Source organism: Nonomuraea sp. NPDC049504 (genome assembly GCF_040676845.1).
GTDB classification, from domain to species: domain Bacteria; phylum Actinomycetota; class Actinomycetes; order Streptosporangiales; family Streptosporangiaceae; genus Nonomuraea; species Nonomuraea salmonea.
In genome coordinates this window covers 1-22,986 of record NZ_JBFAPT010000019.1, presented here as the reverse complement: position 1 = coordinate 22,986, position 22,986 = coordinate 1, and the positions used below count along the sequence as shown (strand labels likewise).

General features: G+C 71.1%; 19 protein-coding genes. 6 read left to right on the top strand and 13 right to left on the bottom strand.

Annotation, left to right across the window (positions count from 1 at the left end; all coding sequences use genetic code 11):
* Nucleotides 1-3: 3 nt before the first annotated feature.
* Nucleotides 4-1,875, top strand: coding sequence for an ABC transporter ATP-binding protein (locus tag AB0K28_RS31540; RefSeq protein WP_364377231.1), 1,872 nt, complete (start codon nt 4-6; stop codon nt 1,873-1,875).
* Here the strand turns inward: AB0K28_RS31540 and AB0K28_RS31535 are convergent.
* Nucleotides 1,767-2,249, bottom strand: a complete 483-nt coding sequence (locus AB0K28_RS31535) for a S26 family signal peptidase (protein WP_364377229.1) — start codon at nt 2,247-2,249, stop codon at nt 1,767-1,769. The genes AB0K28_RS31540 and AB0K28_RS31535 overlap by 109 nt on opposite strands.
* Nucleotides 2,250-2,258: 9 nt before the next feature.
* Nucleotides 2,259-3,128: a DUF4132 domain-containing protein gene (locus tag AB0K28_RS31530; RefSeq protein WP_364377227.1), complete on the bottom strand. Its 870-nt coding sequence runs from the start codon at nt 3,126-3,128 to the stop codon at nt 2,259-2,261.
* A gap of 671 nt (nt 3,129-3,799) precedes the next feature.
* Here AB0K28_RS31530 and AB0K28_RS31525 point away from each other — a divergent pair.
* Nucleotides 3,800-5,857, top strand: a complete 2,058-nt coding sequence (locus tag AB0K28_RS31525; protein ID WP_364377225.1) for a DUF6571 family protein — start codon at nt 3,800-3,802, stop codon at nt 5,855-5,857.
* Here the strand turns inward: AB0K28_RS31525 and AB0K28_RS31520 are convergent.
* Nucleotides 5,820-6,275 (bottom strand): hypothetical protein, encoded by a 456-nt coding sequence (locus AB0K28_RS31520; RefSeq protein ID WP_364377223.1) that lies wholly within the window; start codon nt 6,273-6,275, stop codon nt 5,820-5,822. The two genes, AB0K28_RS31525 and AB0K28_RS31520, sit on opposite strands and share 38 nt — an antisense overlap.
* Nucleotides 6,276-6,370: 95 nt before the next feature.
* On the opposite strand from AB0K28_RS31520, the gene AB0K28_RS31515 reads away from it, so the two are divergent.
* The gene (locus tag AB0K28_RS31515) at nt 6,371-6,649 is read left to right on the top strand and encodes a hypothetical protein (RefSeq protein ID WP_345390730.1); all 279 of its coding nucleotides are present in this window, start codon (nt 6,371-6,373) and stop codon (nt 6,647-6,649) included.
* A gap of 19 nt (nt 6,650-6,668) precedes the next feature.
* Here the strand turns inward: AB0K28_RS31515 and AB0K28_RS31510 are convergent, their stop codons facing one another.
* From AB0K28_RS31510 to AB0K28_RS31500, 3 genes are all read right to left on the bottom strand, one after another.
* Nucleotides 6,669-7,607 (bottom strand): fructosamine kinase family protein, encoded by a 939-nt coding sequence (locus AB0K28_RS31510; protein ID WP_364377220.1) that lies wholly within the window; start codon nt 7,605-7,607, stop codon nt 6,669-6,671.
* A gap of 101 nt (nt 7,608-7,708) precedes the next feature.
* On the bottom strand, nt 7,709-8,230 hold the full coding sequence (locus AB0K28_RS31505; protein ID WP_364377218.1) for an NUDIX domain-containing protein: 522 nt from the start codon (nt 8,228-8,230) through the stop codon (nt 7,709-7,711).
* Nucleotides 8,231-8,265: 35 nt separating this feature from the next.
* On the bottom strand, nt 8,266-9,015 hold the full coding sequence (locus AB0K28_RS31500) for an SDR family oxidoreductase (protein ID WP_364377216.1): 750 nt from the start codon (nt 9,013-9,015) through the stop codon (nt 8,266-8,268).
* Between the two features lie 132 nt (nt 9,016-9,147).
* Between AB0K28_RS31500 and AB0K28_RS31495 the strand changes: the two genes are divergently transcribed.
* Nucleotides 9,148-9,615: an Rrf2 family transcriptional regulator gene (locus tag AB0K28_RS31495; RefSeq protein ID WP_345390718.1), complete on the top strand. Its 468-nt coding sequence runs from the start codon at nt 9,148-9,150 to the stop codon at nt 9,613-9,615.
* On the opposite strand, the gene AB0K28_RS31490 is transcribed toward AB0K28_RS31495, so the two are convergent.
* The 5 genes from AB0K28_RS31490 to AB0K28_RS31470 are packed head-to-tail and all read right to left on the bottom strand — an operon-like array spanning nt 9,555 to nt 19,260.
* Complete coding sequence (locus AB0K28_RS31490; protein ID WP_364377214.1) at nt 9,555-11,459, bottom strand: SWIM zinc finger family protein; 1,905 nt, start codon at nt 11,457-11,459, stop codon at nt 9,555-9,557. The genes AB0K28_RS31495 and AB0K28_RS31490 overlap by 61 nt on opposite strands.
* Nucleotides 11,456-12,565, bottom strand: a complete 1,110-nt coding sequence (locus AB0K28_RS31485) for a VWA domain-containing protein (RefSeq protein ID WP_364377212.1) — start codon at nt 12,563-12,565, stop codon at nt 11,456-11,458. The genes AB0K28_RS31490 and AB0K28_RS31485 overlap by 4 nt, the downstream gene beginning before the upstream one ends.
* The gene (locus AB0K28_RS31480; RefSeq protein ID WP_364377210.1) at nt 12,562-14,757 is read right to left on the bottom strand and encodes a DUF5682 family protein; all 2,196 of its coding nucleotides are present in this window, start codon (nt 14,755-14,757) and stop codon (nt 12,562-12,564) included. Before AB0K28_RS31480 ends, AB0K28_RS31485 begins: the two co-directional genes overlap by 4 nt.
* Before the next feature lie 4 nt (nt 14,758-14,761).
* Nucleotides 14,762-15,832, bottom strand: a complete 1,071-nt coding sequence (locus tag AB0K28_RS31475; RefSeq protein ID WP_364377208.1) for an AAA family ATPase — start codon at nt 15,830-15,832, stop codon at nt 14,762-14,764.
* Nucleotides 15,829-19,260 (bottom strand): DUF4132 domain-containing protein, encoded by a 3,432-nt coding sequence (locus tag AB0K28_RS31470; protein WP_364377206.1) that lies wholly within the window; start codon nt 19,258-19,260, stop codon nt 15,829-15,831. Before AB0K28_RS31470 ends, AB0K28_RS31475 begins: the two co-directional genes overlap by 4 nt.
* A gap of 213 nt (nt 19,261-19,473) precedes the next feature.
* On the opposite strand from AB0K28_RS31470, the gene AB0K28_RS31465 reads away from it, so the two are divergent.
* Nucleotides 19,474-20,031 (top strand): hypothetical protein, encoded by a 558-nt coding sequence (locus AB0K28_RS31465; RefSeq protein WP_364377204.1) that lies wholly within the window; start codon nt 19,474-19,476, stop codon nt 20,029-20,031.
* Here AB0K28_RS31465 and AB0K28_RS31460 read toward each other — a convergent pair.
* Complete coding sequence (locus AB0K28_RS31460) at nt 20,024-21,004, bottom strand: GlxA family transcriptional regulator (RefSeq protein WP_364377202.1); 981 nt, start codon at nt 21,002-21,004, stop codon at nt 20,024-20,026. The two genes, AB0K28_RS31465 and AB0K28_RS31460, sit on opposite strands and share 8 nt — an antisense overlap.
* Nucleotides 21,005-21,216: 212 nt before the next feature.
* On the opposite strand from AB0K28_RS31460, the gene AB0K28_RS31455 reads away from it, so the two are divergent.
* Nucleotides 21,217-22,308: a hypothetical protein gene (locus AB0K28_RS31455; RefSeq protein ID WP_364377200.1), complete on the top strand. Its 1,092-nt coding sequence runs from the start codon at nt 21,217-21,219 to the stop codon at nt 22,306-22,308.
* Between the two features lie 152 nt (nt 22,309-22,460).
* Here the strand turns inward: AB0K28_RS31455 and AB0K28_RS31450 are convergent.
* A partial coding sequence (locus AB0K28_RS31450) for a substrate-binding domain-containing protein (protein WP_364377198.1) occupies nt 22,461-22,986 on the bottom strand: 526 nt, incomplete at its 5' end.

Below are 22,986 nucleotides of genomic sequence, written 5' to 3'. Positions count from 1 at the left end.
CGCATGCTGAACCGCATCCGCGTCGCCGCCGCCCTCGCCTGGGCCGCCCACCCGGCGGCCGCCGCGGGCGCGGCCGTGCTCGGCGTGCTCACCGGCGTGGCCCCGGTCGCGACCGCCTGGCTGACCAAGCTGGTCCTCGACGGGCTGGTCAGGGGCGACGGGTTCGCCGCGCTGGCCCCGACGGCCGCCGGGCTCGCCGTCGCCGGGCTGGCCCTCATCGTGCTGCCGCACCTGGCCGACTACGTCAAGGCGCAGCTGCGCAGGTCGCTGCGGGTGCTCATCTACGACCGGCTGTTCCGCGCGGTCAACCGCCATCCTGGGCTGAGCCGCTTCGAGACCCCGGCCTTCCACGACACGCTCAGGCTGGCGTACGACGCGAGCCACAACGCCCCCGACCGCCTGGTCATCGGCGCGCTGGCGATCGGCCAGGCGATCATCACGCTCGCCGGCTTCGCCGCCAGCCTGGCGGCCGTCAACCCGCTCATGATCGCGGTCATCGTGGTCGCCGCGCTGCCCTCGGCCCGCATCGAGCTCATGCTGAGCCGCAGGCGCGCCGAGGTCATGTACGACATCACGCCCGCCATGCGGCGCCAGGTCTTCTTCGGCGACCTGCTCACCCGGCCCGAGGCGGCCAAGGAGGTGCGGCTGTTCGGGCTGGGCGACTACCTGCGTACCAGGATGCTCGACGAGGTGCGCGGCATCAACCGGGCCGAACGCGACGTCGACCGCCGCGCCCTGCGCAGCCAGGGCGCGATGGCGCTGCTGGGCAGCGTCGTGGCGGCCGGCGGCCTGCTCTGGGCGATCATCAGCGCCGCCTCCGGGAGCATCAGCGTGGGCGACGTGACGGTCTTCGTCGCGGCGGTCGCGGGCGTCCAGGCGGCGCTGACCGCGATCGTCAGCCATTGGGCGGACGTGCACAACGCGCTGCTGATGTTCGGCCACTACACGGACGTGGTCGCGGCCGAGCCCGACCTGCCGGTGCCGCGCGAGCCCGCCGCGCTGCCCGCGCTGCGCCAGGGCATCGAGCTGCGCGACGTGTGGTTCCGCTACAGCGACGAGCACCCCTGGATCCTGCGCGGCGTCGATCTGTTCATCCCCTCGGGCCGGACGGTCGCCCTCGTCGGGGTGAACGGCGCGGGCAAGAGCACGCTGGTCAAGCTGTTGTGCCGGATGTACGACCCGACCAAGGGCCGCATCACCTGGGACGGCGTGGACCTGTGCGACGCGAGCCCGGCCGACCTGCGGGCCAGGATCGGCGCGGTCTTCCAGGACTACATGGACTACGACCTCACCGCCGCTGAGAACATCATGCTCGGTGACCTCACCGCGGAGCCGAGCCGGATCCGCGACTCGGCCAGGCGGGCGGGCGTCCACGACACGATCGCCGCGCTGCCGCGCGGCTACGACACCATGCTCAGCCGCCTCTTCGGCGACCGGGACGACCAGTCGGGCGTCTCCCTGTCGGGCGGGCAGTGGCAGCGCCTGGCGCTGGCCCGCGCGTTCCTGCGGCAGCGCCAGGACCTGCTCATCCTGGACGAGCCCAGCTCCGGCCTCGACGCCCAGGCCGAGCACGAGGTGCACACCAGCCTGCGCGCCTACCGGGGCGACCGGACGAGCGTGCTCATCTCCCACCGGCTCGGCACCGTACGCTCCGCCGACCTCATCGTGGTGCTGAGCGAGGGACGGATCGCGGAACGCGGCACGCACGACGAGCTCATGGCCATGGACGGTGAGTACGCCCGCCTGTTCACGTTGCAGGCCACCGGCTACGAGACCGCACCGTCCGGCACATCAGGAGACGACGGACCGGGCGACTCACGACCGGGGGACAGCGTCCGCACGACCACGCCGAGCACCCGGTCGGCCGGCAGGTAGCCGTAGACCCGCGAGTCCGCGCTCGACGTGCCGTCGCCGACGACCACGAGCGCCCCTACCGGCACGCGATCGCCGGGCCGCGCCTCGGCCGCCGCCGCCACGTCACCGGGCACCGGATCGCCCGGCACCGCGGTCACCCGCTTGATCGCCCACGGCGGCGCCGGCGGCCCCGTGCCCCACCCCGTGGGCCGCGTCGACTCGAACACCACCACCTGGCCCCGCCGCACCGCCGCGGTCCTGCGTACCAGCACCCGATCACCAGGACGGAACGTCGGCGCCATGCTCACGCCGCTCACCCGCACGACGACGAGAGCCCGCCGCGCGACGACCGCGAGGACGGCGAGCACCGCGACGGCGCCGAGCACGTACCACACGCCCTCACCCTAGCCCGACAGCTGGCGGGTGATGGAGGGGTCGGTGATCGCGGTGTCGTTCGCCAGCAGGAACGCCTTGCTGAGGATGAGCGCCAGCCGCCCGTCCTCCTCGAACGGCAGGAACAGCCCCGGCTGGAAACCGCGCGCCGAGACGATGCAGAGGTAGGCGTCGTTGGGCTCCATGAGGATGTTCGCCGACCCGAGGTGGATCTTGTACGTCCGCAGATCACCGCGTACCACCAGATAGCGGTCGGTGAGCGTGCACCGGTCGGCGATGGCCGTGCGCCCGATGAGGCGGGCCAGCGCGTCCTTGCGCACCTCGGCCGAGGGCGTCAGCGGCGCGAACGGCCCTGCCTCCCAGTGGTCGCGCAGCCGGTCGGGCCCCTGACCGGCCCACTGCGGGTCGAGAGTGATGGAGGCGACGCCCACGAACAGGTCGATGTCCCGCATGCCCTCGCTGAACACCAGCGGCGGCACCTCCTTCAGCGGCACATCACGCCAAACGCCGCCGCTCCTGCGCTGGAAGCTCGCCCGGCCGATGTCGGCGTGGACCTCGTCCGCCAGGTAGTGCTCCAGCGTCGCCCGCCACTCGCCGCCCGCCATGACCCGATGCGCGTCGCAGTCCTCCTCCCGATGCCCCTGGAACTTCGACGTCCAGCCCCGATCCTTGAACAACGCCCGCAGCCGCCGATAGTGCACCACCTGCCCCTCGAACCGGCTGGAGTGAACGCCGGACGCCTCCTCGGCGGGCGTCAGCAGGTAGATCTCGCGGAAGGCCTGCTTGAACGGCTGGCGCAGCTCCTTGTCCTGCACCACCTCCCGCCAGCCGCGCACCTGCGCCACCGACGCCCGGGCCGGATGCCACAGCCGCACCGGCACGTCGGGGACGCACGCCTGCCCGGGAACGTTTCCACGTGCCCTAGTTGGTGATGTACAGGACCGCGGACCGACAGCATCAGCTCCTGGATCTGCTGTTCTCCAGGTCAGACCTCGGTGAAGTGAGGGACGGGCGCTTCGAGCTGCTGAATCAGGGCGCACAGGACATCCGTGCTTATGACGTGGTGAAGGACATTCAGCGGGTCGAGCGGTTCGTTGATGGGCGGCCAGGGTGGAACGGCGCTGTACTGGTTCTCCCCAACGATCCCGGCTACTGGTCTCGTCCTGGGCAGGGCTGCCGTACGAACGCGGACGCCTTTCGGATCTACGAGGGCCAGGAGTCATGGGCAGACGAGAGTGGGGCCCTCACACCGGCTTGGGCACGATGAAGGGCCGCGAGGCAGCCATCGAAGTGCGGGATGATTAGGCGTGCCGATGGTCCGACTACTCCTCCCTTCCCGGCCAGCGGGGCAGATCTCGACTACTCACCTTGAGCATCATCTGATCATTACGACTGGTGCAGCGATGGGGACCGGGCGCCTGAGTCATATCCTGCGAAGCCGCTGTCGAATGCACGACCATCAGTCGGCGAATATGCCGAAAGGGTCGATCGATGCTGGTGTGGCTGATTTTGCTCCTACGCTGAGGGCGCTGCCAACAGGCGGGAGGCGATCATGAGCATCACGCCGCCGGGTACCGGTCCACTTTCTCCTGACTACAGCGGGCTCGATCCCGAGCTCATGGAGAGGTTCATCACCACGTTCAAGAGCGGTGGAGATCGGGTCGGCGAGGAGGCCGGGGCGCTGCGTCGCCTTTTGGAGCAGGCAGGACTGCCTACGGCGGATCTGCAGCCGCTCGCCGCCACCTTGATGTGGCTGGATATAAAACTGCCCGAGCTGCGCCGTCGTGCCCAGACCGCCAGGGCGGCGAACGCCATCACCCCGTGGCGGACCGGTCTGCTGCCGTTCGACGAGAGTCGGCTCATGTCTCAGAGCGAGGCCAGGAAGAAGGGGGCGGAGCTGGCCGGGCGGTTCGAGGACGCGAGATCGGGTGCCGGACCGTTGATGAATCGGCCCCACGATGAAGAACTCGCCGCTCTCATCGCTGAGCTGGACGACCATCGGGACGACCCTGATTTCGCTGCGGCTTTCTTCGCGGGGCTGGGTGTCGACGGCACGCTCGCCATTGCCGGCAAGCTGCGGCAGGGCATGCGTGACCCGGAGAAGGCGATCGATGTGGTGAGCCGCGCGTTCGGTACCGCGGTGCGGGGTGGGGACGTCGTCTCACGCGGACACACTGAGCGGTCGGCTGTTTTCACCGGTACGGACGTGCCGGGGTTCGCCAAACTCAAGAACGAGCTCGCGCGCGGGCCCGGACTTCCCGGCGATCGCTCGCTGGGATGGCTGCTGCGGGCGGGCGACTTTCCGCCCGAGTGGCTGGCCAAAGTGGTGAAGGCGCATGCCTTGACGCCGGACAGCCGGCTCCAGGGTAAGGAGATGGCGGGCTATCTGGCCGCGCTGGGCAACAATCCCGCCGCCGCGCGGCTGGCCATGGCCGCGGTGCGCAAGGACGGTGTGCCGTTGTCGGCGCTGCTGCGCGACCTCGTTTGGCGGACCCGCCGAGAGGTGTCGTCTGGTCCCGAGGCGGCGGACGCCTTTGGACGGATGCTCGCGGCCGCTGCGGGAACTTATGACGAAAAGGATGGGGCGCACTCGTCCAGATCGGCGAGGTTCGCCTTCGACCTCATGAGGGCGCTGCCCGACCTCGCCAACCCCAGCGCGGCCGAGCGACAACAGGGCATCAGGGCCTTGGACCTCGACGACGCGACCAGGAAGCACCTGGCGGAGATCGCCGGTGCGTACGCAACGGAGATCACCGAGGGTGCGAACCTCGGCGACGCGAACCGTACACAGGGCAGTGCCTTCGGCCCGGTGAAGACGGTCGTGCCGGGGCTGAACCCAACCTTTCGGTTGTCGCCCGAGGACACGTACGCGTTCGTCAAGCTGTTCGCCAACTCACCGGCCACCATCGCGCCGTTCGAGGAGGGCATGGGCAAGCTGACCGATCGGCTCATGGCCGCGGCGGCGAAGGCGGACGGCGGGCGGGGCGTTGAGCACCTGGAACGGGCGATGAAGGCGCTCGGCTATACGGCGGGCATGCAGTTCGCTGCGGAACGGGCCGTGCAGGGCCTGCTCGATGAACGGGACAAGGAGTTCCGCGAACAGCAACTCGCCAAGCTCGGGTTCTTCATCAACGTGGCGGGCGTGCCCGTGGCGTTGCAGGGGCAGCCACTCTGGATAGCGGCGACCACGATTGCAGGATCCATGCTGAGCGACCTGACCGAGGTCGACAAGACGCGACTGGACGCCCTCGATGACAAGACCAGGCTGGCAGCTCTGGCGAGAGGCAGGTGGCTGGTCGATGTGCTGACGGCCGGCGGGTTCGAACCTCAGGTGTCGGCGGCGGACGAACGGTTCAACACGCCGCCGATCGTCGACGAGAACGGAAAGCTGCTGCCCTTCGAGAAGATCGCCCAGAGTAAGGAAGGCCTTCGCAACCTCAACAACTGGCTGATCGCCAACGGATCCGGCCTGACGGACAAGAGTCGCATCGGCGAGGCAACGAAGCAGTTGGATGTGATGTTCCGCGGGGCCAAGGACGCGGCGGAGGACGAGTGGAAGCGATTCGATGAGCTCAGCCGGGCGGAAGACAATCCGTCTCGCCGCGGATGACCATGACATGCTCGGCCGGTGACGACAGCACGATGTGTGTCTTGTATTCCTTGTTGACGAGATCCTGCACGGTGGGCTGTCCGGGCGCATTCAATTCATATTCGGCGACGATATCGAGGGCGCCGACCATGACCAGGAGCATCGAGTTAGGATCTCCTGATCCGATGTCATTTCTTGCTGTGGCAGCGTAGGTGCGTTTGACCTTGCCCTCACCGCAGGGGACGTCTCTGCCGCCCGGATCGGTGACCTCGATGGTCTTGGCCTGAGCACCTTCGAGGGTTCGATTGATGTGCTCCTTGAGTGTCGCACCGGCTTCGGCGGCCGTTGGCACTTCCGGATCGTTCGACCCACCGCATCCGGCCAGCACGAAGAGCGCAACCCAGGACATCAAAACCACGCGCCATGCCGGAATTATCATCGATTTGCCTCCGAAGGCAGGCCGGTACCCCGGACAAGTCTCATAATGGTCGGTAGGTCATTGCAACCCATTCAACCAATTCCCTTAGGAAGCCGATGGCTCCGGTACCCAACCCGCGCCACGCGGAGTTGCAGCAGCTCATCGCCCAGGCCAGGGCGCACGTGGACCGGCTGGAGACGGCGCTCGACCCTTCCTGCGAGCAGTTCACGGGCCAGGCCATCTGGGTCGGTCGCACTGCTCAGGGCTTCGCCAGGGAGTTGACCGGGCATCGCACTCGGATACGAGCGGTGGCCCAGGCGGTTCTCGAGACCCTCGAAGAGGAAATGCGCCGCACACCAACCGAGGTGACACCAGATCAGGCCAGGAATGCGTAGCGGCCACCTTGCCGGGTGGCTACGTGGTCGGCTCGGGGGCTGATGTCGTGTGGTGTCCGCTCGGCTGGTTTTTGGGGCGGGGGCGGAAGGGGGCGAGGGTGGTGCGGACTATGTCGGCGGCGCCCCAGTCTGGTGTGAATTGGGCGATGACGGCCAGGTGTTGGCGTAGTTGCAGGATGGGCATGCGGTTGCGCCAGTCGGTGTCGAGGTTCGTCAGGTCGGCGTACAGGTCGAAGAATGCGCGTGCTTCCGGCGGTGGGGCCGTGGTCCAGAGGTGGGCGAGGTCGACTTCGGCCCAGGTGTACGACACTGCCGGGTCTATCAGTGCGGGTTGGCCATCAAGGGTGGACATGACGTTCTGTGTCCACAGGTCGCCGTGGGTCAGGCAGGCGGGGCTGGGGGGCAACAGGTCGGGGAGGCGGTTGCAGAGGCGTTCGAGTGCTGCTCGCTCTGCGGGGCCGAGGGCCTGCTGGACGCGGGGTTCGGTGAGCCAGCGCAGCAGGCGGTGCTGGGCGAAGAAGTCGTAGCCGTCGTCGGTCCAGGTGTTGATCTGCCGGCGGCGGCCCAGCCAGTTGTCCTGGTGCCAGCCGAAGCGGGGGTGGCGGGTGGTGGTGTGCAGGTGGGCGAGTGCGTGCGCGAACTGCTCCCAGAAGGCCTCGGTCGTCGGGCGGGGGTGCAGCGTGGACAGTACGAGCACGTCGCGGTCGGCGAGGATGATGTCGGGGGTGGTGATGCCGCCTGCCTCACGTAGCACGGTGAGGCCTTCGGCTTCTGTGGCGAAGACGTCGTCCGCAGGCGGCTCGGTGAACGCCTTGACGAACACCGACGTGTCGTCGCCGCGGCGGGCGAGGCCTGCGGTCGCGGCGAGGCCTCCGGTGGCCGGCTCGACCGCGGTGATGTCGGTCAGGCCGGCCGCGTGCAGGCGTTCGAGCAAGAAGGACCCCGGCGCAGTAGACATGAGGTCATCTTGCCTGGTTTGTGGTGGCAACTAGGAGAAAGTCGCTTATATGGCAGCGGCGGCCCAGGTGGGGTCTATCGCGCGACAGCTTTGCGCCCCGCTCAAGCCGCCGCGCCGCTCCTCAAGGCCTTCACATGCTGCCGGACCCGGTCGGGGTCCTGGGGGAAGAAGCCGGCCCAGCCCCCGTCCAGCCGATGCCACAGTGCCGGTTGTCCGGGTTCTGGGGTCAGCGGCTCGGCCGGGTCGGCGATCGCGGCATAAGACAACGACAGCGTCAGCGGCAGGTCCGGGTGGAACGAGCGCACGGCCACCGCGGCGGGCCGGTCCAGCAACTGCGGGCGCAGCCCGCACTCCTCGGCCAGCTCGCGCGCCGCGCCCTGGCGCGGGCTCTCGCCCGGTTCGACCTTGCCGCCGGGCGGCACCAGGCCGCGCCAGGGATGCTGGACCAGCAGGATCTGCTCCAACCCAGGATCCAGCACCCAGACCTCGGCGCCCAGCGGCTCCATCGGTCCGTCCAGGGCCGCGCGCAGCCAGGAGCGGGCCTGATCGAACTCCAGCGTCGCGGACTCGGCATCGAAGGCGGCGGCCTCCAGCAAGCCCCGCTCCCACGGATCACGGATCATCGCGCCAGGTTACGGCCGGCCACTGACAAAGAGGATCAGGCGTTGTAGCCGCCGTGGGCGTCCAGTTTGGCACCCGTGACGTACGACGCCGCCGGACTGGCCAGGAAGGCGATCGCGGCGGCCATTTCGTCCGGGTGGCCCAGGCGCTGCAGCGACAGTGAGCTGAGCAGGGCCTTGATGATTTCCGGGTCCGGGTGTTCCATGCCGTCCGTCATCATGCCGGCTTCCACCACATTGGCGGTGATGTTCCTGGGGCCGAGGTCGCGGGCGGCGCCCATGGTGTAGCGCTCGACGCCGGCCTTGGTCGCCGCGTAGTCGGCCACGCCAGGGACGCCGGCTCGGGTGCCCAGTCCGGAGCTGATCGTGACGATACGGCCGCCTTCGCGCAGCACCTGGGAGGCGGCCCGGATGATGGCGATGACGCCGAGGTAGTTGGTGGCGTGCATGCGGTCCAGGGCGGCGGTGTCGGCGTTCGGGTCGTCGACCGTGGCGTTGATGGAGATCGCGGCGTTGTTGACGAGGATGTCCAGGGCGCCGAAGTGGGCGATCACGTTGTCGATCAGGGCCGGCGCCTGGCTCGTGTCCGACTGGTCGGACTTGTACGCGGCTACCTTCGCTCCCTTGGCCCGTACCTCGTCGACGATGGCCTGGGCTCGCTCGTCGGAGCTGACGTAGGTGAAGGCGACGTCGGCGCCCTGGTCGGCGAGGAGCCGTACGGTCGCGGCGCCCAGCCCGCGGGATCCTCCGGTGACCAGGGCGACCTTGCCGGTCAGTGGCTTGTTCATGGTTCTCGTCCTAACTGGTTGGCCATCTCGGACTGTCGTAACGCTAATAGTTACGACCGCCATGTTGCAACCATAGCTGTTACGACAAGCATGTCGTAACATCGGGAGTTGCGACCGGGAGGGACGACCATCATGAGTGCCAACAGCAGGTTGACCATCGCCGCCCACGCGCTGGCCTGGATCGGCCTCTACCAGCGCCAGGGCCATGAGGTCGCCACCTCAGAACAGATCGCGTCCAGCGTGAACACCAACCCCGTCGTCATCCGGCGGCTGCTCGGTGACCTGCGCAGGGCGGGGCTCGTGGAGTCGCGGCGCGGGCTGGGCGCGGGCTGGACGCTGGCGCGCGACCTGGAGTCGATGACGCTGCTCGACGTGTACGAAGCGGTGGAAACCGGCCCCCTCTTCGCCCTCCACCGCGCCACTCCGGACCAGGATTGCGTCGTCGGCCACGGCATCCAGCCGGCGATGCGGCGCGTCTACGACGGCATCGAGGAGACCCTCCGGGGCGAGCTGTCCCGCGTCACGCTGCAGGACGTCCTTCAGGACGTCCTCGCGGCTCCTGAGAACGTCAGGTCCAGGGCCACCTCCAGGCGTAGGTAGGCGTCGACCCAGGTCTGTTCGACCGGCTCGGTCGCGAACGCCGTGACCGCCCCGGCGATGCGGTGGAGGCCGAGCGTGGTCAGCCGGCGGGCGGCGGTGGCGAGGCGGTCGTCGTAGGTCGGTGGGAGGCGGGCGAGGCCGTGGTGGGCGGCTTCGGCGAGCAGGGCTCGGGCGTCGGTCAGTACGGCGGTGAGCGGGCCGGACGGGCCGGACCCGGCGATCGCGAAAGGGACGCCGGCTCCGGCAGGTTCCAGGTCGGGTACGACGACCCGCTCGCCGGTGGACAGGCCGATGGGGTCGATGACGATGCCGCCCGCGCTACGGCCCACGACGCCGCTGACGTGACGTAACCCGCCTTCCAGGACGGCGGCCAGCGCGTCGAGGCGGCCAGGAGCGGTGGTCGTGTGGGTGGCGGTGATGGTGGCGGTGTTGCCCGCTTGATCGGTGATCAGAGCGTCGAGGCGTTGGTCGCCCGGGACGTAGGCCAGGGAGAGCACCTGGGAGACGGCGACGACGCGGACCAGCTCCGCTTCCACCCGCGGGCGGATGGGGCGGAGGGTGAGGGCGTCGAGTTCGCGGCCGAGGGCGGCGAGGTCGGTGACCAGCAGGGACGGTGAGAGGTCGGCCCAGGCGCCGCGCGACGCGCTCACCGTCGTCTTGGAGATGCGTCCGGTGGCCAGCCGCACGGTACGGCTGGCGCTGCGGACGGCCGACTCCGTGACGAGGTTGCCGTTGGCCAGGGCGGACAGGGTGATGCCGGCGATGCGGCGGCCGGCCAGCGCGGGGCCGTCGTCGTCGCCGTCCCATTCGCGGCGCAGGACGAGGACCGTCGCGCTGGCGCTGTGGGCCAGGTAGACCTCGGCGATGCGGCGGCCGGCGAGGCCGCGGATCCGGCAGCCCAGGCTCTCCAGGCGGGCCCGGCGCAGCGGGGTCTCGGCGGCCTCGGTGGTGCCGAGCACGCTGCTGCGGAGGGTGGCGTCGGGGCGGATGACGGCCCGGTGCCGGGCGTGGAGCTCGGCGAGGTGGCTCGCGAGCAGCTCGGGACGGTAGTGGGCGCTGCGGTCGCGGTACGCGGTCAGCTGTCCGGCGAGGTCGCCGACGGCCAGCAGGGGCCATCGGGATCCGGCGGCGTCCAGATCGTGCTGTACGTCGGCGATGGTCGCGTCGAGCCCTTCCCCGAGGTGTGCCGCGCCTTCGCGCAGGACCGTGCCGGCCAGTTCCAGGGCGCGTTCCAGCCCGGATCCGGTGCCGGGCGCCGGTGAGCCGCCGACGTCCACCCGTACTTCCCGCATCCGTGGATGCAGCTCGTCGGCCACCCGGAACGCCCACACGGCGAGGGCGATGAGGTCGTCGCGGCTGCCCGCGACGGTGTCGGTGTGGACGAAGCCGAGGTCGCCGGGGATGAGGAAGCGTACGGTCGCGGTGGGGAGCTCGACCTGCGGGGCGGGGGTGCGGCGGACGCGGGCGGTGTAGCCCGCCTCAAAGGCACGGCGGGCGGCGGTCATCAGGCGGGCGCCGATCCGCAGAGTCAGCTCGTCGTCGGTCACGTCCCCCGGCGACCAGGCGTCAGCCTCAGGGGGACGATCGGCGTGCCGGCGCTGGTACGCCAGCACCACCGCCACGACATGCCGGCACACTCCGGCAGCCCCGCACGTGCACCGGGCCACGTCGAGCCCACCGGACGGCAAGCTGGCGGTCGGCCCGCCCGCGAAGTCCCCGTGCACGGTCCCATCGGCATCGGTACGCAGGTCAGGCGCGGCCTCCTTGCCCGCCCGCTTGACCAGCCCCCGGTTGGTGAGCGCGGCGAGGGCGTCGGTGGTGAGCCCGAGCAGATCCGTCCTCATCGGCCCACGTGCTCCGCGACGAAGGCCGCCAGCTCACCTGGAGTCATCGCGCCCACGGACGCCCCGGCATCGGCCAGACGCTGGGCAAGCTCCCGGTCGTAGTCGGGATTGGCCTGCGAATCGAGCGCGGCCAGGCCGAGGACCTTGCTGCCCTGTTCGACCAGGCCACGAACGATGCGCACGAGCTGGTGGGCGTCGCCGCCCTCATAGAAGTCGGAGATCAGCACGACGATGGCCCGCCGCGGCCGGTCCACGAGCCCGGCGCCGTACGCCGCCGCCCGCGCGATGTCCGTGCCACCCCCGAGCTGGACTTTCATCAGCAGCTCAACGGGATCGTCCACATCGGAGGTCAGATCGACCACATCGGTGCTGAAGGCGACGAGGTGGGTGCGTACACAGGGCAAGCCCCACAGACAGGCTGCGGTGACCGCCGAGTGGATCACGGAGTCGGTCATCGAGCCGGACTGGTCCACGAGCAGGATCACCTGCCACTGTTCGAGGTGGCGGCGGGTGCGGGTGAAGAACAGCGGGTTCTCGATCACGACCTTTCGGGTGTCGGGCTGGTAGTGGCCGAGGTTGGCGCGCAGCGTCCTCGTCATGTCGAAGTTGCGTGCCGCCCGCAGCCGGCCTGGCCGCCGCAGCTTGGCGCCGGAGAAGGCGGTGCGCACCTCGGTGGCGAGCTTGTTCATCAGCTCCCGTACGACCTGCTCCACGAGCCGCCTGGCCAGCCGCAGCACCTGCGGGTTCATCAGGTGTTTGGTGTGCAGGACGGCTTTGAGCAGGGCAGGGTTGGGCTCGATGCGGGCGAGCACGTCGGGGTCGGTGACGAGGTCGTGGATCTCGTAGCGTTCGACGGCGTCGCGTTGCAGGCGTTCGATCGTCTCTTTGGGGAACAAGCGGGTGATGTCGTCGAGCCAGTCGAAGGTGGTCAGGTTCGACGGGCCGTTCCCCGCCTGGCGGACGCCGCGTTCGCGCAGGTCCTCGTCGCGGCCGTACAGCCACTCCAGGGCGGCGTCGCGGCCGGCGGCCTCGTCGCCCAGCCGGCCGCCGCCGAGGCAGGCGCCGCCGGCCTCGCCGAGCAGCAGCCGCCACCGTTCGAGCGTCATAGGAGCCCCTCCCTGCGCAGCGCCGTGTCGACGCGTTCGTCCAGTGCCATGCCCGCGGCGACCAGCTCGGGCGGAGCGTCCAGCCGCAGCGGGTCCCGTGCGGACCTGCCGGAGCGGAGCTCGACCAGGCGGGTGGCGATGAGGTGCCGTTCGCGGGGCGGGAAGTAGCCGAACGCCTGGCGCAGCGCGGGCAGGGCCACCAGGAAGTCCTGGTCGGTCATCGCCCCGACCAGCTCGTCGAGCAGCTCCAGCATGCCGCCGGTGTGCAGCACCTCCTCCCGGGCGAGCGCGAACAGCCCGGCCAGCCAGTCGCCGGCCGACTTGGGGACGAACGCGCCGCGTACCGCACGTACGGGATCAGCGGCGGTGCCGCGCAGTGACCAGGTCAGCCCGAGCGAGGCGCCGCGCAGGTCGGGCGGCGCGTCCTGGCAGGCGGCGACGCGGTCGGCGACGCCCAGCGCCGCGTCCACGTCCAGGCCGAGCTGAGTGCCGGCGTGCCTGAGCGCGTCGCGTACGGCGGCCATGGCGTCGATGCGCCGCGGATCAGCCGGTACGGACCCGCCGCGCACCCCCTCGGCCAGCCACAACACCCGGAGGGCGGCGGCCCGCACGACGGTGCCCGAGGTGATCGCGAACAGGTCGTCGTGCCGCCACATCCCCAGGGCGACGGCGAGGGTACGGCCCAGCGCGCCCAGGTCGGCCGCCGCGCCGATCGCCCGCTCGAGGTCGTTCAGCACCCGCCCCGCCAGCTCGCCGATGCTGCACAGCGCGGCGTCGAACAGCACGTCGGTCAGCCGGCCCAGGTCGGCGTCCCTGATCCGCTCGGCGAGGACGGACGCCGCCGCCTCCTGCGGGTCCACGCCGTAGGAGCCCGCCTCGATCAACGCGGGCATGCGGTCGTCGGTGTCGGTCAGCGTCCACTGCTCGACGCGGAGCCCCGACGCACTGCGGACCACGCCCGGAATGCTCAGAACGCGCAGCCTGTGCAGGAACCGGCTGCGCTCGCGATCGGCGGGATCGCCGAGGTGGAGGCGTTCGTCGCCGGGGCCGCCCAGCTCGGCGAGCACCGCGTGGACCAGCGGCGGCAGCGGCGTCGAAGGATGCAGGCGGCCCGTCCGGTCACCGCTGAGCGCCGCGATCATCTCCACGACGACCGGATGGTGACCGGCCTGGAGACGTCCACGGGACGCCCAGGGCAGCGGGGTGTCGAGCGCCTCGCCGACCAGCGCGCCGGCCAGCCCGTCGAGGACGTCCACCCGGGCCGGATGCGGGTGACCGCGCAGCAGCGCGAGGGCGTCGGCGGCGGCACGCGCGGCGATCAGGTCGGCCGTGGACACCGGCTGCCGTCGCGAACGCAGCCTGGCCGTCACGGCCTCGACGAGCCGGTGGGCGGCGCCGTCGACGCCGTGCTCCCACAGGTCCTGGTAGTAGCCGGGCGACGGCATGCCCGCCTGGTAACCGTCGAAGGCGTCCAGCCGGCGGAAGGCGTACGGCACCAGATGACTGCCGGCCACCGCACCCTCGGGCGGCTCCGGCACCTTCGGCCAGGTCCGCTCGCCCCGCGTGGCCAGCCGGATCAGCGCGGGACGATGGAACCCGCCCGTCACCACGACCACCGGCCGCTCGCCCGCCTCCCACGCGGCCGCGCGGACCCATTGCGCCATGTACGCCTCGCGGGCGGCGTCATCAGGACCGGCCTGGGTGTCGCCACGGACGAGGTCGAAGTACGTGGCCAGCCGTCCGGCCAGCCCGTCGGCCGGTGGGACCTCGAAGAGGCGGTCCCACAGCGCGTCCACGTTGTCCACGTCGAAGGCCCGGCAGAGCTTTCCGACCGCCTCGTCGTGGCGGGCGTCGGCGTACCGGTTGGCGAGGTCCGCGAGCGCGGGGTGCCAGGCGGGCAGGTCGATGAAGCGCAGCTCGGCGCCGGTCGCGCGGCCCGCCGTCAGCGCGGCCCACTCGGGGGAGTAGTCGCACAGCGGGGTCCACGAGCTGTGGCGCCGCTCGTGGTCGCGGTAGCCGGTGTGGACGGCGATCGGCAGGTCGTGGCCGAGCAGCAGCTCGTCCATCCGGTCGTTCATGTCCGCTGGGCCTTCGACCAGCACGTACGCGGGACGTACGGCATGAATGGTCTCGGCGGCCAGCCGGGCGCAGGCGGGACTGTGGTGCCGCACGCCCAGGAAGACGACCCCCATCGCGTCAGCCCGGCAGGAGGTGGCGGGCCTCGTACAGGGCCTGCCACTGGTCGCCGTGCCGCCTGCGCTCCAGGTATCTGCGGAGCTTGGCCAGATCGTCCGGGCTGTCCTTGGCGGCCGTACCGGCGAGGCAGGAGACCAGGTCGGCGGCGGTGCCCGGCTCGCCGCGCAGGAACCAGCCGCGCAGCCCGACCGCATGGGCGACCGAGACCGCCTCCGCGGTGCTCATCACCCCCGACAGCCGATCGGTGGTGTCTCCGCGCGCCGTCTGCCCCTGGCGCAGCTCGCGGAAGGCGGTGACCAGCACCTCCAGCACGTCGCGGCGCGGCGGCGCGGTGACGCCCGAACGATTGAGCAGCGCTGTCGCCTCCGCCTCCACCAGCGCCAGCTCGGTCGCGAAGTCGGCGATCGGGAAGACGGTCTCGAAGTTGAAGCGGCGCTTGAGGGCGGCGCTCATCTCGTTGACACCCCGGTCGCGGGTGTTGGCGGTCGCGATGACCGTGAAGCCTTCCTGCGCGTACACCATCGACTCGGGACCGCTCAGCTCCGGCACGGCGAGCACCCGGTCGGACAGCGGCGACAGCAGGCAGTCCTGCACCTCCAGCGGGCAGCGGGTGATCTCCTCGAACCGCACCACCCTGCCCTCGGCCATGCCGCGCAGCAGCGGCGCGGGCACCAGCGACCGGGTGGAGGGGCCCTCGGCGACCAGCAGCGCGTAGTTCCAGGAGTATCTGATCTGGTCCTCGGTGGTGGCCGCGCCGCCCTGGATGGTGAGCGTCGAGGTGCCGCTCACGGCCGCGGCGAGCAGCTCCGACAGCAGCGACTTCGCCGTGCCAGGCTCGCCCACCAGCATCAGCCCGCGGTTCGTCGCGAGCGTCACCAGGGACCGGTCGATCAGCGAAGGATCGCCCACGAACTTGCGGCTGACGCCCAGCGTCTCGTCCCCGAGGACGAACCGCCGGGCGGCCCGCAGGCTGAGCGCCCAGCCAGGCGGCCGGTCGTCGGTGTCGTGCTCCCGCAGCCTGGCCAGCTCGTCGGCGTAGCGGAGCTCGGCGGGAGGCCGCTGGGCGTTCATCGGGTGATGTCCTTCAGGTCGCGCAGGATCTCGGAGGCGGTGATCGGGTCGAGGTCGTCGAGGCCCGGCATCATCAGGGTCTGCTCTTCTGAGAAGTCGGGGTGGCCGATCACGATGCCGGGATCGAAGCTGATCGTGACGATCCTGCCGCTCGGTACGTCCCGCTCGATCCAATACTGCCAGCCGGCGTCCTGGGGCGTGCCGCGCCGCCAGCCGCGCCGCTCCAGGCCGATCACCGCGCCGGTGGGGACCTTCGCGGCCTCGATCTCGGCGATCAGCTTCGGGTCCGGCTCGTACGTCTCCCTGTCGAGCTGCCGGAACGGCTGCAGGATCTCGTAGTCGGCGAACACCTCCGCCCACGCGGCCAGGTCGTCGCCCAGCTCCAGCGGGTGCACCACGCCGACGAGGGCGTCCTGGGGGAGCGGCAGCGCGTCGTCGTTCACGTCGGCGAAGCTGCGGTCCTCGGCCACCCGCAGGGTGCCGGTGAGCCGGCCCGACGGGTCGTACGTGCCCCAGACGAGCCGCCGGACGATGTGCCACAGCAGCGGGTGGCCGACGAGCAGCCTTGCGAAGTCGGCGGCGCTCCAGCGACGCCGGTCCACCATGGCCTGCTCCAGGCGGTGGATGGCGTCGCCCGCCACCGAGCGCACGTCCTTCTTCAGCCCCGCGAAACGGCGGTAGGCGGCGGGCGCGAGCTCCTGATCGTCATTGACGCCCGGCTTGGGGAGGTTCTTCAGCCGCTTGCCGGCCGCGTCCGTGACGTACGGCTTGAGCTGCTCGTCGAAGCCCACCACGAACTGCCTGCGCCCGTAGTCGAGGGTCAGGCTGCCGTCGGCGGACAGCTCGAAGTCGGGCACCAGCCGGTCGGCCAGCTCCTGCGGCGTCAGGCCGAGCTCGGCGGCGACCTCCTCGATCTTCAGCTTGGCCCGGTTCTTGAGCCCGGCGAACTTGCCCTTCTCCGCGAGCCCGTGCAAATGCATCAGCGCGACCTCGGAGCCGATGGAAGCCAGCAGATCGAGGCCGGTGACCGCGCGCGCGTGCGCGTTCTCGCCGGGCCAGGCCCTGATCAGCGGGGTCAGCCGGCGTACGGTCTCGTCGTCGCCGAGCAGCGCCTGCGCGTCCATCACCCACTTCTCCGTGGACGGATATCCGGCCCCCTGCCAGCGCTGGAACAGCCCCCAGGTGAACTCGGCGAGGCTGCGGCCCTCGCAGGTCTCCTTGACCACGGCGAGCCCGGCGTACGGCTCGCCGAGCTTGGAGATCGCCAGCATCGTCATCAGGTGGCGGACCGCCTCGGCGGGCAGCGCGCCCGCGCCGTTACGCAGGTGGATCGGGGTCATGATCGCGACCTCCGTCCACTCGGGCAGCCCCGGCATCGTGGCCGGCAGCACGTCGAGCGGGTCGCTCACGAGCAGGCCGGCGATCGCGGCTTCGGCGGCCGGCCCATGGCCTGTGGCGGCCTCGGCCACGGCGTCCCGGTGACCGGTCGCGACCAGCGTCACCAGTGCCTGCTCGGCCCGCTGCCTGGCCGTGCCCGGCTTGCCGAGAGCCGGCGGGATCAACGCTCTGGCGGCCGCCGCCGGGTGGCGGTGCAGCCAGGCCAGGGCGGTCATGCGTACGGACTTCAGCCGGTTCAGCCAACCGGCCATCAGCACGGCGACCTCAGGCGCGGCGAACGGCAGCAGCGACGCGGCGAGCGAGCTGGGCGCGCGGCGGGCGCTGTCGAGCACCATGGGCAGCGCCGCCGTCCCGAACCTGGCCACCACCGTCGGCATCCAGTCGCCCGCGCCCCACAGGTCGCCGGGACGCCACTGCTCGATCAGCGGGGCGGCCATGTCCTCCGGCCCCGCGACGAACAGAGCGATCTCGTCGGCCCAGTAGCCGTCCGCGCCCTTTGCGATATTGCGTGCTATGTCCTTCCAGCTCCGGTGCCGGTCCCATGAGGTGTTGGTCGTCCTCTCCCGCCAGCTGTCCTGCTCGCCCGGCGCCCACACGAGAGCCGGTGCGTCGGTGCACGTGAGGCCGTTGACCACGACCGTCTTGTGGGCCTTGCGCTCCCGGGTCCAGGGCGGGCTGACCAGCACCTCGGGCAGGGCCTCCCGCGGAGCGGCGGTGATGTCCACGAGCTTCTTGAGGCGCTCGTCCGCCAGGTCGGGGTGGGTCGCCACGTGGGTGCGCAGCAACAGGTCCACGATCTTGCCGTCGTACTCGGGCAGCAGCCGCATCGCGCGGCGCGGGAAGCGGGCGGCCGCGCGCAGGAAGGCCGGCTGCACGTACGTCTGTTCGACCTGGCCGAGGAGCGCCCGCATCGCCGTGTCGTACGGCACCTCCGCGAGCACGTCCAGCAGCCGCTTCCTGGCGTCCGTGCCGCGGTAATCGTCCGTCCAGAAGGCCAGCAGTGGCACGGCCGCCTCGCCCATGCCGTCGACGATCGTGACGGGTATGGCGAGGTCGTCCCCGACGGAGTAGGGCGGCACGAGGTCTTTGATCAGCTCGGCCTGCTCCGGCGTGCTGATGGCGGGGAGCAGGCGCGGGGCGAGGGCAGGGAGGTTCTGGCGCACCTCGGTGCAGTCGGCCGTCACCCAGCCGGTCTCGGTGGGCGCCAGGTAGGAGGCGGCCACGCGGTGGTGGAGCCCGCTCTCCCTGCTCACCGCCAGCGCCGCGACGACCTCGGCGTACGCGGTGTCGGGCACGGTGGCCAGGACGGCGCGGACCCGGGCGTCGATCCGCCCCGTGGCGTGCCCGCCGTACCACCTGTCGGGGGCCGCGCCGCTGGGCACCTGCCGGATCTGCAGGGTGGCCCCGCGGTAGGCGTATTCCAGTGAGGCCAGCTCTGTCACGGCCACCGCCGCGAACGCCAGGCCGCGTCCGGCCAGCCAGGCGTCGGCGAACAGGGACAGCTCCTCGCGCTCGTGCCACGAGAGGGTCGCGGCCATCGCCGTGGCGACCACCGCCGCACCGAGCGGCGTGCCGCCCGGATCTCCCGCCAGGTACGCCGCGCCCGCAGCCGCGAGCTCGGGTTCCTGGCACGTCGCCACCATGCCGGCGAGAGCCTTCCGATGCTCGCCCAGCTCGGCGGCCAGTTTCTGGGGTGCGCTCGCATCCGGCCCCGGCACGGCGACCTTCGTTCCGCCGCGGCGGGGGTGGAGAGCGCGTAACCAGGCGACCGGCCACGTCAGCCGGTCCTCATCCGCGACGCCGCCGCCGGCCGCCTGCGGCGTTTCGTCCTCCGTGTAGCCCTTACGTACCTTCTCCGCCACCAGCTTCTCCGCGGCCGCTGCGGCGGTGGCGTCCGTGTCGAACGACTTGACCTGCGTCTGCCCGGCCGCGCCGAGCCGCCCGTACCGGATGTGCAGCTCCGCCCCGTCCTGCCGCACCTCCCAGAACTTGGCCGAACCCCCACCCACGAACGTCAGCCTGCGCTCCACGCCCATACCGCTCCCACCACCCTGCCTCATCGTGATCGACAGCGGCGAGTATGGCGGCATCGACCGACAAAGTTCTGTGACCGGTCAGCCAGGGGAGTCGTTCACCCCCATATGCGGCACGACCAGTGGTCGGATTCCACGCTGACGGCCATCAATTCCACGTCTCCGGTCATTCTGTTCACGGTCGCATCGCGCTCTCGTACTCTCCCCGTCATGAGTGCCCCTTCGCCGGCGGCCGACCGCCGGCGCTTCGTCCTGCATCGCTGGCCCACCGCACTGGGACTGGCCGTCGCCGTTCTCTCCCTGGTGACCGGCAGCAACGAGGAGTCCCTGGCCATCACCCTGGCCGTCGCCGCCGTGTGCTACCTCGCCGCGGCGGCGCTGGGCCGACCCTGGACCGTGTGGCCGGCCGTCCTCGGTGGCAGCCTGGTCGTCGTCGTCAGCGAGCTGATCGGAACACCTTGGTGGGCCGGCCTCGGCGGTACGGCCGTCGTCCTGGTGGTCGTCGGCCTTGCCCTGCGCGTGTCACGGCCCGCGCTCCTCGCCCAGGCCCTCGCGGTCGCCGGATTCGGCGGTGCCGCCGTGATCGCGGTGTTCATCGCACCTCAGGCGGGCGTGCTCGTGGCCGGCCTCGCACTCGCGAGCCACGCGATCTGGGACGCGATCCACCTCCGCCGCAAGCTGGTCGTGGCGCCGTCGCTGGCCGAAGCCTGCATCTTCCTCGACGTGCCGCTGGGCCTCGGCCTGATCATCCTCACGTACGTCAACTGACCGGTCGCCATGGCGCGGTTCTCTGGTCGGCGAGCCGGAAGCGATGCCGGTAGGCCGACGGCGAGACGCCGAGCACCCGCAGGAACGCCCGCCGCATCGTCTCGGCCGAGCCGAAACCGCAGGCACGGGCGACGGCCGGCACCGGCTCTTCGCCGGACTCCAGGAGAGTCTGCGCCGCTTCGACCCGGAGGCGTTCGACGAACTGACCGCACGTCATCGCCAGCTCCCGACGGAACAGACGGCTCAGGTGGCGCTCGCTCACGGCGAGCGCGCCGGCCATCGTGGCGAGGCGATGATCGCCGGACGGGTCAGCGGCCACGAGGTCCAGCGCCCGGCGCAGCGTCGCAGAGCGCGGACCGCTCACGGCGTGGCGGGCACGGAACTGCGACTGTCCACCAGGACGCTGCAGGAACACGACCAGGTACTTCGCAACCGCACGGGCCCGATCCTCACCCCGATCCTCCCCGACGAGCGCGAGAGCGACGTCAATCCCGGCGGTCACCCCCGCTGAGGTGACGACCGGACCATCCCGCACGTAGATGGCATCAGGCTCCACTCGCACCCCGGGATACAACTCCGCCAACGCCGCACAGGCCTGCCAGTGCGTCGTGGCCCGCCGCCCGTCGAGCAACCCCGCCCGCGCCAGGACGAACGCCCCCGTACACACCGAGACCACCCGCCGCGCGCCGGCCGCCAGCCGTCGCACGCCGTCCACCAACTCCGGCACGACTCCGGCGAACTCATCCCGCGGATATCCCGGCACCACCAAGGTGTCCACGTCACCGCCCACCTCGGACAGCGCGAGATCGACGCCCAGCGAGACACCCACATCGGTGCGAACGGCTCGCCCATCCACCGAGGCCAGCCGCACCCGATACCCACCCGCGCTGTCGAACACCTGCACAGGCCCGGCCACATCGAGCAGCAGAACACCGTCGGACAGAGCGAAGACGACATCACCGGTCGCGTCCATCACCATCTCCCGGGGCATCGAGGCAGTCCCGGCGAACGGCGCAGCGCTGCGTCGGGGGACACCGCTCCAGCGTAGTCACGGCCGTAATCGGTCCGGCACCGGCGAACGCCCAGCATGCCCCATAGGCGGTATCCGCATCGACCGGAGGACTGGTGCGGGTCACCTCTAAGGTGGTCCTTCACAACACGAGTCTGGAACGACGGGGGTTTGTAGTGCAGCGCGTCAGCCGACGGATCAGCACCACCGCCGGGGCAGGCGTTCTCGCGCTGCTCCTGGCCGGCTGCGGAGGCGCCGACACCGGCGAGAGCGTTGAGCAGCCGAAGACGGCGGAGAAGACGCAGGCCGCGGAGACGCCCGCGTCCCCCGGTACGCCGCTGACGCTCGACACCGCACCGCGGCGGGTGAACTACACCGACCGCGACGACAAGGTGCACCAGCTGACGGTCAACCCGACCCAGCTCACGCGCGGCTCGGCGAGCGACCTCGACGGCGTGCGGCTCGACGACGACATGCGCGGCATGGTGCCGCACTACCTCACCGTGTCGGTCACCAACGCCGGTACCGACGCGGTCGAGCCCTCCACGGCCGTCAGGAACTTCCGCGTGGCGCTCGCCGACGGCACCGCCGGCAAGGCCGTCTCGTTCTTCGGCGGCAACCCGCTGGCCACGCCCGGCACCGGCCCGCTGGAGACGTGCATCGGCACGACGGCTCCCAAAACGTTGACGGCCGGCCAGGCGGCGACCGAGTGCCGGGTCGTGCTGCTGCCCGAGGACGCCAAGCCCGCCACCGTCTCCTACAGCGCCGAGTCCGTCACCAGGACGTGGAAGGTGGAGGGCGGCGACGTCGGCGGCGGCGTGCTGGCCGCGGGCAAGCCGGCCAAGGTGACGTGGAAGGACACCGACGACAAGGACGTGCCGCTGACCGTCGCGCTGAGGAGCGTGCGCAAGGCCGGCGCGGGCGCGCTCTCCGACTACGAGCTGAACGCCAGGCAGAAGGCCGCCACGGTGTACTTCGTCACGTTCTCGTACCGCAACAACGGCACGTCCAAGCTGTACCCGGGCATGGACGACGCGGTCATCCTGCGTACCGAAAGCGGACAGACCCTGCGCAAGCTCACCCTCATCGCGATCGGCAGCAACGGCCCCAAGGGCTGCCCGTCCTCTCAGCCGTACGGCATGGTGCAGCCGGGCAAGAGCGTGCAGCAGTGCGGCGTGTACCTCGTCGACAAGGGCGACAAGCCCGTCACCGTCACCTTCTCCTCCACCGCCGAGGGCGCCGAGCCCGTCACGTGGAAGGCATCCTGAGACGGCGGTCAGGAGCTGACAGGCGGCGCGGCCTTCCATGCGAGCTGGGATGTCTCAGCCGTTTCTGATCGTCTTGCTCACCTGGGAGGGTGGGTGCGCCAGGGTGCGCCATGGCCGGGGAGCACCCAGGATGCCGGCAGCCCGCGGGGCGTTCAAACCGTCGCCCCGACCCCGGAGAAGCCCGGGTGGGAACAGCCGCAGCTTCGCCGGATCGCGAGCGTGGCCGTCGGAGGGGTGCCAGGCACGGGCTCGCCGAGCAGGTGGCGTACGGCCCGGCGGGCCATCTCGGCGAGCGGCTGTTCCACCGTGGTGAGCGGCGGCACGGTGAAGCCGGTCTCCGAGCTGCCGTCGCAGCTGATCAGGGCGAGCCTGCCAGGCACCTCGATGCCCGCCGCGCCGCAGCCGGCGAGCACGCCGACGGCCTGTTCGTCGGTCGCCGCGACCAGCGCCCGAGGCGCGGCCTTCAGCCCGGCCACGAGGCGGGCGGCGGCGGCCCGGCCGTACTCGGAACGCAGCAGCTCGCCCGGCACGCCGGTCGCTCGCCAGGCCGCGACGCGGTCGCCCACGGGACCCTCGTCGGTGGGGCCGGCCAGGAAGTCGACCCGGTCGTGCCCGTGCCCGCGCAGGTGGGCGACCGCCGCGGCGACCCCGGCGGCGTTGTCGGCGGCCACGAGCGTC